Genomic DNA, 7,898 nt, shown 5'->3' with positions numbered 1-7,898 from the left:
GGCCTTGGCCCAGTGGCAGCATCACTACAACTGCCATCGTCCGCATAGCGGCATCGGCGGTCTGCCGCCCATCTCCAGACTCAGTTCGTCAGGAAACAACCTCTTGACGATTCACACCTAGGCCACCCGGGCTTTACATGAAAGGTGGGGGCAACCTGCAAGGGTTTACAGGTGTCCTCCGCAATTCCCGCCGCCCCCCCGTGAAGCCACCCCCCAACCAGTTGGGCGAGCAACGCACGGTCGACCCGGCGCCGCACCCGCTCACTGCGCGTCCTGCGCCTGAGGCCATGCGGCGAGCGACCTCGCCGGACGTGCCGGCAGATGCACCCCCGCCAGCATGCAGCGCACCGAGCCGCCGGCCTGCTCAAGGGTGGGCACCGCCAAGGGCAGCAGGCGCAGGCCCAGCCCCGCGAAGACCTTCTTCTGGCGCGCATCCAGGGCGTCCAGGGCGGTCGCGGACAGGGCCAGCAGCGGCCCGCGGGGCGTCGCCAGCTCCAGGGCATTGCCGGCAAAGGCACGGACCTGCTCAGCCCCCAGCTCGATCAGCTGCCGCCCGCCCGATTGCAGCCGGGCACGCAGGCGGCGGCGCTCGGCGTCCTTTGGCAGCAAGGCCAGGCCCGCCGCGGCGTAGGCCGTGCCCACATGCATCAGCACATTGCTGTGATAGACGGGCACGCCCTGCGCATCGGCCGTGTCGAAGGCATGGGGGCGGTAGCGCATCAGCGCGCAGAAGCGCTGCAGCGCGGCCTCATGCGCGCGGCCGGAGCGCCCCATGTAGGCAAGGCGCTGCACGTGGTCCAGCACCAGGGCGCCCGTGCCCTCCAGGTGCAGGCCCTGCCGCTCCAGCGGGCTGAGGTCCAGCAGCTGGCGCAGCTGGTAGTGGCGGCCGAGGAAAGCCAGGATGTCCGCCCGCCGCTCCAGGCGCCGGTTGGGCGCGGCCATGGGGTACAGCACCACGCGGCCGTCGGCATGGGTGGAGAACCAGTTGTTGGGGAAGACGGCATCGGGCGTCGGCGGTGCCTCGGGCGCGCTGGGCTCGTCAAAGACATGCACGGCGACGCCCGCCTCGCGCAGCCGGTCCACGGCGGCATCGAACTCGAGGCGGGCCTGCAGAGCCAGGGTGGCGGAGGGCGGGACGGAGGGCTGGAATCGGTTGTCGGCCCGGGTCTGCGGATTGGGCTGGAAGCGATGGGGCCGGACCATTACGACGGCATGGGGCGCTTGTGCGGTGTTCATGGGTCCAGTGTGGCCAGCCGGCGCGCCAGGCTGAAGCTGGCAGAATGCCCGCCAGCCCGGCCGCCCCTGCGCACATTGCCCACCGGGACCGAGCACCATGCCCACGCCTCCCGCCGCCCTGGATGACATCGACCGCGAGCTGATCGCGCTGCTGCGCGCCAATGCCCGCACGCCCGTGGTGGCGCTGGCCAAGGCCCTGCGCCTGACGCGCAACACGGTGCAGCACCGCATCGACCGCCTGGAGCAGGCCGGCGTGATCCTGGGCTATACGCTGAAGCTGCGCCCCGAGACGGAGTCCGGCCGCCTGCGCGCGGTGATGAGCATTGCCGTCGAGGGCAGCCAGGGCGAGGCCGTGCGGCGGGCGCTGTGGGGCCATGCGCAGGTGGTGGGCCTGCACACCACCAACGGCCGCTGGGACCTGATCGCCGAGCTGCGGGCGGAGTCGCTGGAGGCCTTCAACACGGCCCTGGGCGAGATCCGCCGCATTCCCGGCATCGCCAGCAGCGAGACCAGCCTGCTGCTGGCCACCGACAAGGCCTGAGAGCCCGCGCTCAGGCCTGCGGGCTCGCCACGGACTCGGCCATCCAGGCCGCGAAGGCCGGTTCGGTCCATTGCACGGGCAGGCTCAGCAGGGCGGGCAGCTCGTAGGGATGGAGGTCGGCCACCAACGCCGCTAGCTCGGCCTGGCGGCCCTGCGTGGTCTTGAGCAGCAGGCGCCATTCAGGGTCCTCGCAGACCTCGCCTTGCCAGCGGTAGATGCTCTCGATGGCCTGGATCTGCGCGCAGGCAGCCAGGCGGCGCTGTACCACCTCGCGTGCCAGGGCCTGGGCGGCCTCGCGGCTGGGCAGGGTCGTGAGCATCAGCAGAGGGCGGTCGGGATCGGGGGCAGTCATCGCAGACTCCGGCATCACCACGCGGGCGGTGCCGCCATTGTGCTGCGGCTCAGGCCAGGCGCAGCTCGATCAGCTCGCGCACCAGGGCTTCCAGCGACTGATGCAGCGCCGCCTCGTTGGCCAGGCGCAGGCGCTCGTTCATGTCCAGCCAGGCAGCATCCAGGGGCGTGGTCTGCACCAGGCGCATCTGGCGCTCGTAGACCAGCTTGCCGCTGGCCCGCTCCACCAGGCGGTACTGCATGTAGAGCGCCACGGTGACGTCGGCCGCGACCTTGGGCTGCTCCAGCTTCATCAGCCGCGCCTGCAGCTCGAAGCGGCCGCTTTCGGGCATCACGGCCGCCAGCCCCACGCCGCGCAGGGATTCGTCCAGGGCGATGCGCAGGCTCTCGTCGCTGATCTTGGAGCCCCAGTAGCGCCCGGTCTCTGCGCCGCCCTCCACCGTGCCCAGGCGGATCTGGCCGCGCAGCGTTTCGGGGATCCAGCTGCGCAGCTGCAGGCGCTCGGCGGCGCGCAGGCTCATGCGATCGGGCTCGGCCGGCGTGCCGCATCCGCCCAGCAGGGCGGCCAGGGCCAGCGCACAGGAAAGGGACAGGACAGGGCGCATCATGGGCAGTCTCCAGGCGCCCATGGTGCCGCCGCGGGCCGCCGGTGATGCCGAGAAAAGATGGGCAAAGCCTGCCCGTCTCAGGCCTGCTGCAGCCCCATCCCAGGCCCGCTTCAGCCGGTCACTCGACTCACAGCAGGCGGTGCTGCAGGGCCGGCAGCTGGCTGCGCACGGCGGCCAGGCGCTGGGCGTCCAGCTCGGCCATCACCACGCCCTCGCCTTCCGGCAGGCAGGCCAGCACCTGGCCCCAGGGATCGATGATCAGGCTGTGGCCCCAGGTGCGGCGGCCGTTCTCGTGCCGGCCGCCCTGCGCGGGGGCGATCACATAGGCCTGGTTCTCGACCGCACGGGCGCGCAGCAGCAGCTCCCAGTGCGCCTCCCCGGTCGTGTAGGTGAAGGCCGCGGGCACGGCGATGAGGTCGCAGGGCGGCTGGCCCGGCGTGAAGCTCATCGCGCGGAAGAGCTCGGGGAAGCGCAGGTCGTAGCAGACCGAGAGGCCCGTGCGCCACACGCGGCCGTCGCGCGCCTTCAGGTCCACGGTGACGGGCTGCTCGCCGCGCTCCAGCACCTGGCCTTCGTCATAGGCCTCGCGGCCGTTGTTGAAGCGGAAGAGGTGGATCTTGTCGTAGCGGGCTGCGCGCTGGCCGTCCGGCGCATAGACACAGACGCTGTTGCGCACGCGCTGCCCGGCCGCGCCTCCCTCGCAGGCGATGGGCAGGGTGCCGCCCAGCACCCACACGCCCAGCTCGCGCGCGGCCTTGGAGAGCGCGCGCTGCAGGGGTGCCGCAGCGTCGGGCGCGACGGCCAAGTCGCGCTCGGCGATGGCCAGCTTGTCGCGGTCCTGCAGGCCCATCAGGCAGAAGTACTCGGGCAGGGCCACGGCCTCGGCGCCCGCGGCGGCGGCCTGCGCCATCAGCTCGCAGGCGCGGGCCAGGTTGCGGGCCGCGTCCGGCGTGGACACCATCTGGATGGCGGCGATCTTCATGGGCTTCTCCTCAGGGCGTGAAGGTGGGCGGTGCGGGCGGGGCAGAGGCCGACGGCTTGCCGGACGCGGGCGCCGAGCCGCTGCCCGCCGGCTGGCTGGCCGCCTCCTCGGGCACGCCGCCCTTGTGCGGCACTTCCTCGACCTTGGGCGATTCCCAGGTGCCGGTCACATGGAATTCGCTGGTGCCCGCGGCCGCCATGGGCTTGCGCAGCAGCAGCTGGGCCAGGAAGGTGCCCAGGCCAATGGCAGGGTTGATGGCGGCATAGGCCAGCGAGGCGCCGCCCGCATTGACCTGGGGGACGACCAGCACGCGCAGGTCCTGGGTCTCGCGGGCCAGGTCGGTCGTGCCGTCCATCAGCACCAGGGCCTGCACGCCGCGCATGCGCAGGTTCTCGCTGCGGGCCTGGCCGCGCTCGATGCGCACGTCGCCCTCGAAGCTGTCGAAGGCGAAGCCTTCGGCGAAGACATCGCGGAAGTCCAGCAGCAGGCGCCGCGGCAGGCTCTGCAGGCTCAGCACGCCCAGCAGGCGGCCGACGCCGGGATCGGCCTTGAGGAACTGGCCGGCGTCCAGGGCCACATTGAGCTGGCCTGCCATGCTGGCGTAGTCGGGCGAGAGCGGCGAACCCTGCCAGCCCAGCTGGCCGTGCAGCTTGCCTCGGCCGTTGCGCAAGACCTGACCCTGGCCCATGCGCTCCAGCAGCTTGCCGGCGTCGGCCACTTCCAGCTGCCAGTCCAGCTGGGTGCGGCGCTGGCTCTGGCCGCTCTCGGCCTTCCACTGGCCGGTGGCGCTGAGCGTGGCGTCGGCGCTCTTGAGCTGCAGGCGGTTGAGCTTCCACTCGCGCCCGCCGGGCAGGCGCGGGCCCTGCAGCTGAGCCTCGACCTCCAGCCGGCCCAGGCGCTTGCCGCGCAGCTCGAAATCGTCGACCACCACGTCCAGCGCCGGCACCTGGGCATCGGACTTGTCCAGCAGCTGGCTGACGGAATCGGCCTCGCTCTTGGGCAGGGAGAGGCGGCTCAGGCGGGCGAAGAGCCGGCCGCCCTGCGGCGCGGCGTTGTCGCGCCACTCGACCTGGCCGGCGAGCTGCTCGGCGTCGAGCGTGCCGCGCCAGGACCAGGCATCCGCCCGATTGAGCGTGGCGCTGAGCTTGTTGATGGCGCGGCCGCCCGCCAGCAGCTGCTGGGCCTGCAGCTGGATGCGGCTGGGGCCGTAACCGCCTTCACCCGTGCCGCCGGCCGCGCCGCCCATCAGCTGGCTTTCCACCGCCAGCCAGGGATCGGCCTGCACGCGCCCCAGCCGGGCCTGGAAGAGCACGCCGCTGTCCGGCAGGGCGGGCAGCCGGTCCTCGACGGCGAGGGCGCCGCGCAGCACCCGGGGCGCCTCCGGATCGCTGGTGTCGCGCTGGTACTGGGCATGAAGCAGGGTGCCGACATCCAGCCGGAGCTCGTCGCGCTGCGGCCCCGCCGCCTGGGTCTGGTACAGCAGGGGCAGGCTGGCGTCGGCCTCCTTGCGCAGGGGCGCGGGCAGGTCCACGCCCAGGCCCTGCAGGGAGGACTGCACGGTGATCTCGGTGGCGCCGCCGCGGATGCCCAGCTGCAGCCGGTAGGCCGCCTGCCCGCTCATGAAGCTGCCCAGGCGGCTCAGCAGGCCCATCTCCGAAGCCCGGCGCAGGCCCTCGGCGGTGGCCGTGCCCTGGCCGGTGAAGCGCAGGCTGCCGTCCTTCTGGCTGCCGCCCTCGAAGCTGGCCTCGGCGCCCAGGACCTGGGCCTGGCCGCCCACGATCTGCATGCCCTTGTGATCGAAGTCGACCCGGCCCCGTGCAGCGCCCAGCAGGGGCACGTCGGGTCGCAGGCGCAGGTCGTTGCCCTGCAGCTGCACGCTGCCCTTGAGCTGCGTCGCGTCGACATGGTCCAGCGGCATCTGCAGGTTCAGCTTGAGCCCGGCATTGCCATTGCCGGAGGCGGTGGCCAGGGCGTTGCCCGTCAAGCGGCCCACGGGCGAGACATTGACGAAGCGGATCAGCTCCGACGCCGGCCCCCGCCCGCTGCCTTCCAGCTCGAGCACCTGGTGATGGATCAGGTCCTTGATGCCACCGTGCACATTGCCCAGCTCGTAGCCCAGCACCTGGGCGCGCCCGTTGCGGATGCTCATGCTGCCGCGATCGAAGAGCAGCTCGGCCTGCACTCGCTCCATCACAGGCCAGGGCGATTCATAAGCGGGGCTGCCATCACGCGCGGCGTGGCTGGGCACATAGGCCAGCAGGACGTCGCGCGCCTGGGCGCTGATGCGGAACTGGCCGTCCTTGCTGCGGTCATAGGGGAAGTCCCAGAGATCGCCACGGCTGCGGAACTGCACATTGCCGGCCGTGCCGTCCAGCACGGCGTCGCGCACATAGTGGCGGGCCTGGTCCCCCACGCCCAGGGGCAGGTAGCGCCACACCGCCGCGGCCTTGACCTCGGACAGCCGGCCGTTGAGCTCCAGCAGGCCAGGCAGGCGCCCGCCGCGGCCCACGCCCTCGCCGCTGCCGGTGCGCCAGGTGGCCTCCAGCTCGCCCAGCAGGTCCTCGTTGGCCACGCTGACCTCGCTGGCCTTCAGCTCGATCAGGGGCAGGCCCTGGGCGCGCGGCTCGATGCGCCAGTCCAGCTGGGCCGACAGCCGCTGGATGGGGATGCGCGGCGCCTCGAAGACGCCGGGAAAGACGACCGAGCCCTCGGCGATGTGCAGCTGCGCCTGGCCGCCACGCTCGGTGGCCTCGAAGCGCAGGCTGGCGCCATCCAGGCCGGGGCGGCCCATGTGGACGGCGTCAGCCCCGGCCTGGGCCTGCATGCTGAACTGCTGCAGCTGGCCGCGGGCCCGGTAGCGCCGGGGAGCGTCCAGGCTGCCCTCCCAGCCGGCGCTGAGCTCGCTGAGCACGCCCTGGGGGGCGATGTCGTCGATCAGCTGGCGCAGCTGCTCGCCCAGGGGCAGCTTGGTGGCGATGCGGGCCAGCAGGTCGAGGTCCAGATGCTGGGCCTTGAGCTCGCCGCCCACGATGCCACCGGGCGCCGGGGCCTGGGTCACGTCCCGGCTGACACCGCGCGGGCCGGCCTGCTCCTCCGTGACGCTGAGGGACCAGTCGCTGCGGGGCCAGACCAGGCGGTCGTCCAGCTCGAAGCCCAGCTGCTTCGCGGCCAGGGTCAGCTGGGCGCCGCTGCGGCGCAGCTCCAGGCGGCCGGCGATACCGCCGAGGTCCAGCACGTCGACCCGCGGCGAGAGCCGCATGCGCACCGAGCGCAGCGCCATGTCCAGGGTCAGAGCCTGGGGCTGGCCCTCGCGGATCTCGGCCCAGGCGCGCAGGGCGCCGTCGCCCTCGGAGAGTTCAAAGGGAAGGTCCAGGTAGCGGCGCAACTCGCGAACGTCAGCCCGGGGCAGGTCGGCGAAGAGCTCGCCGCTCCAGCGCTGGAACTCGCTGGGGCGGCTCAGCAGGGCCTGCTTGAAGCGGCCGCGCAGGCTCAAGGCCTGGCCCCATGCGGCCGGCGGCGTGGCGTCCAGGCGCACATCGTGGTGCAGCAGGCCGTTGCGCATGACCAGGTCCAGGCCGCTGAGTTCCAGGGGCGGGGCCTGGCGCTTTTCGTCCACCCAGCGGATGCGCCCCTGGCGGATGACGAACTCGGGCTGCGAGAAGAACCAGTCGGCCAGCTCGGCGCCGTCACTGGCGCGCTCGCCCTCGGCGATGTCCAGGCCCGCCACGAAGATGCGGCCGGCCTTGTCGCGCCGCAATTCCAGCTCGGGCTTGCTGATCAGCAGCTGGGCGAAGCGGAGCTCCAGGGCGTAGAGCGAGCGCAGGGACAGCACCGCCTTCACCTCGGGCAGGCGCAGGGCCGTGCGGCCCTGGGCGTCGCTGAGGCGCAGGTCGTGCAAGGTCAGGGCGGGCAGCCAGGCGCCGGGCTCGGCCTCCAGGCGGCCGATCTCGGCCTTCAACCCCAGCGCCTTGGAGGCCTGTTGCTCCAAGGGCGCACGCCAACGATCCAGCTGCGGCAGAATCGCCCAGTGAAGCGTGAGCCACGCGGCCAGCAGCAAGGTGCACAGCAGCAGCAGGCTCACGACCGCCCAGCGCATGCAGCGGCGCGTCCAGCGCAGCGGACGCCTGACAGCGGCAAGCGTGTGGGCAATCAGCGAAGACATGACAGAGGCACGAGAGGC

General features: G+C 72.3%; 7 protein-coding genes. 2 read left to right on the top strand and 5 right to left on the bottom strand.

What is annotated here, in order from left to right; genetic code table 11:
- On the top strand, positions 1 to 121 hold a 121-nt coding region (locus ABDJ40_RS17875), incomplete at its 5' end, for an integrase core domain-containing protein (protein ID WP_347611729.1).
- Positions 122 to 261: 140 nt separating this feature from the next.
- Here ABDJ40_RS17875 and ctlX read toward each other — a convergent pair.
- Positions 262 to 1,236 carry a citrulline utilization hydrolase CtlX gene (gene ctlX / locus ABDJ40_RS17870; RefSeq protein ID WP_347611722.1) on the bottom strand — a complete coding sequence of 325 codons (975 nt, stop codon included), beginning with the start codon at positions 1,234 to 1,236 and terminating at the stop codon, positions 262 to 264.
- A 97-nt stretch (positions 1,237 to 1,333) separates the two neighbouring features.
- Here ctlX and ABDJ40_RS17865 point away from each other — a divergent pair, with 97 nt between their 5' ends.
- Entirely contained in the window at positions 1,334 to 1,777 is a 444-nt protein-coding gene (locus ABDJ40_RS17865; protein ID WP_347611721.1) for an Lrp/AsnC family transcriptional regulator, read from the top strand.
- 10 nt (positions 1,778 to 1,787) lie between these two features.
- Here ABDJ40_RS17865 and cutA read toward each other — a convergent pair whose 3' ends face one another.
- The 4 genes from cutA to ABDJ40_RS17845 form a co-directional block, all read right to left on the bottom strand.
- Entirely contained in the window at positions 1,788 to 2,129 is a 342-nt protein-coding gene (cutA, locus tag ABDJ40_RS17860; protein ID WP_347611720.1) for a divalent-cation tolerance protein CutA, read from the bottom strand.
- Positions 2,130 to 2,178: 49 nt separating this feature from the next.
- Positions 2,179 to 2,736, bottom strand: coding sequence for a hypothetical protein (locus ABDJ40_RS17855; protein WP_347611718.1), 558 nt, complete (start codon positions 2,734 to 2,736; stop codon positions 2,179 to 2,181).
- Between the two features lie 127 nt (positions 2,737 to 2,863).
- Positions 2,864 to 3,718: a carbon-nitrogen hydrolase family protein gene (locus tag ABDJ40_RS17850; protein WP_347611717.1), complete on the bottom strand. Its 855-nt coding sequence runs from the start codon at positions 3,716 to 3,718 to the stop codon at positions 2,864 to 2,866.
- Positions 3,719 to 3,728: 10 nt separating this feature from the next.
- Positions 3,729 to 7,880 (bottom strand): YhdP family protein, encoded by a 4,152-nt coding sequence (locus tag ABDJ40_RS17845; protein WP_347611716.1) that lies wholly within the window; start codon positions 7,878 to 7,880, stop codon positions 3,729 to 3,731.
- Positions 7,881 to 7,898 lie beyond the last annotated feature (18 nt).

This window comes from Roseateles flavus, assembly GCF_039872765.1.
Taxonomy (GTDB): Bacteria; Pseudomonadota; Gammaproteobacteria; order Burkholderiales; family Burkholderiaceae_C; genus Roseateles_B; species Roseateles_B flavus.
This window is presented reverse-complemented; position numbering and strand designations above follow the sequence as displayed.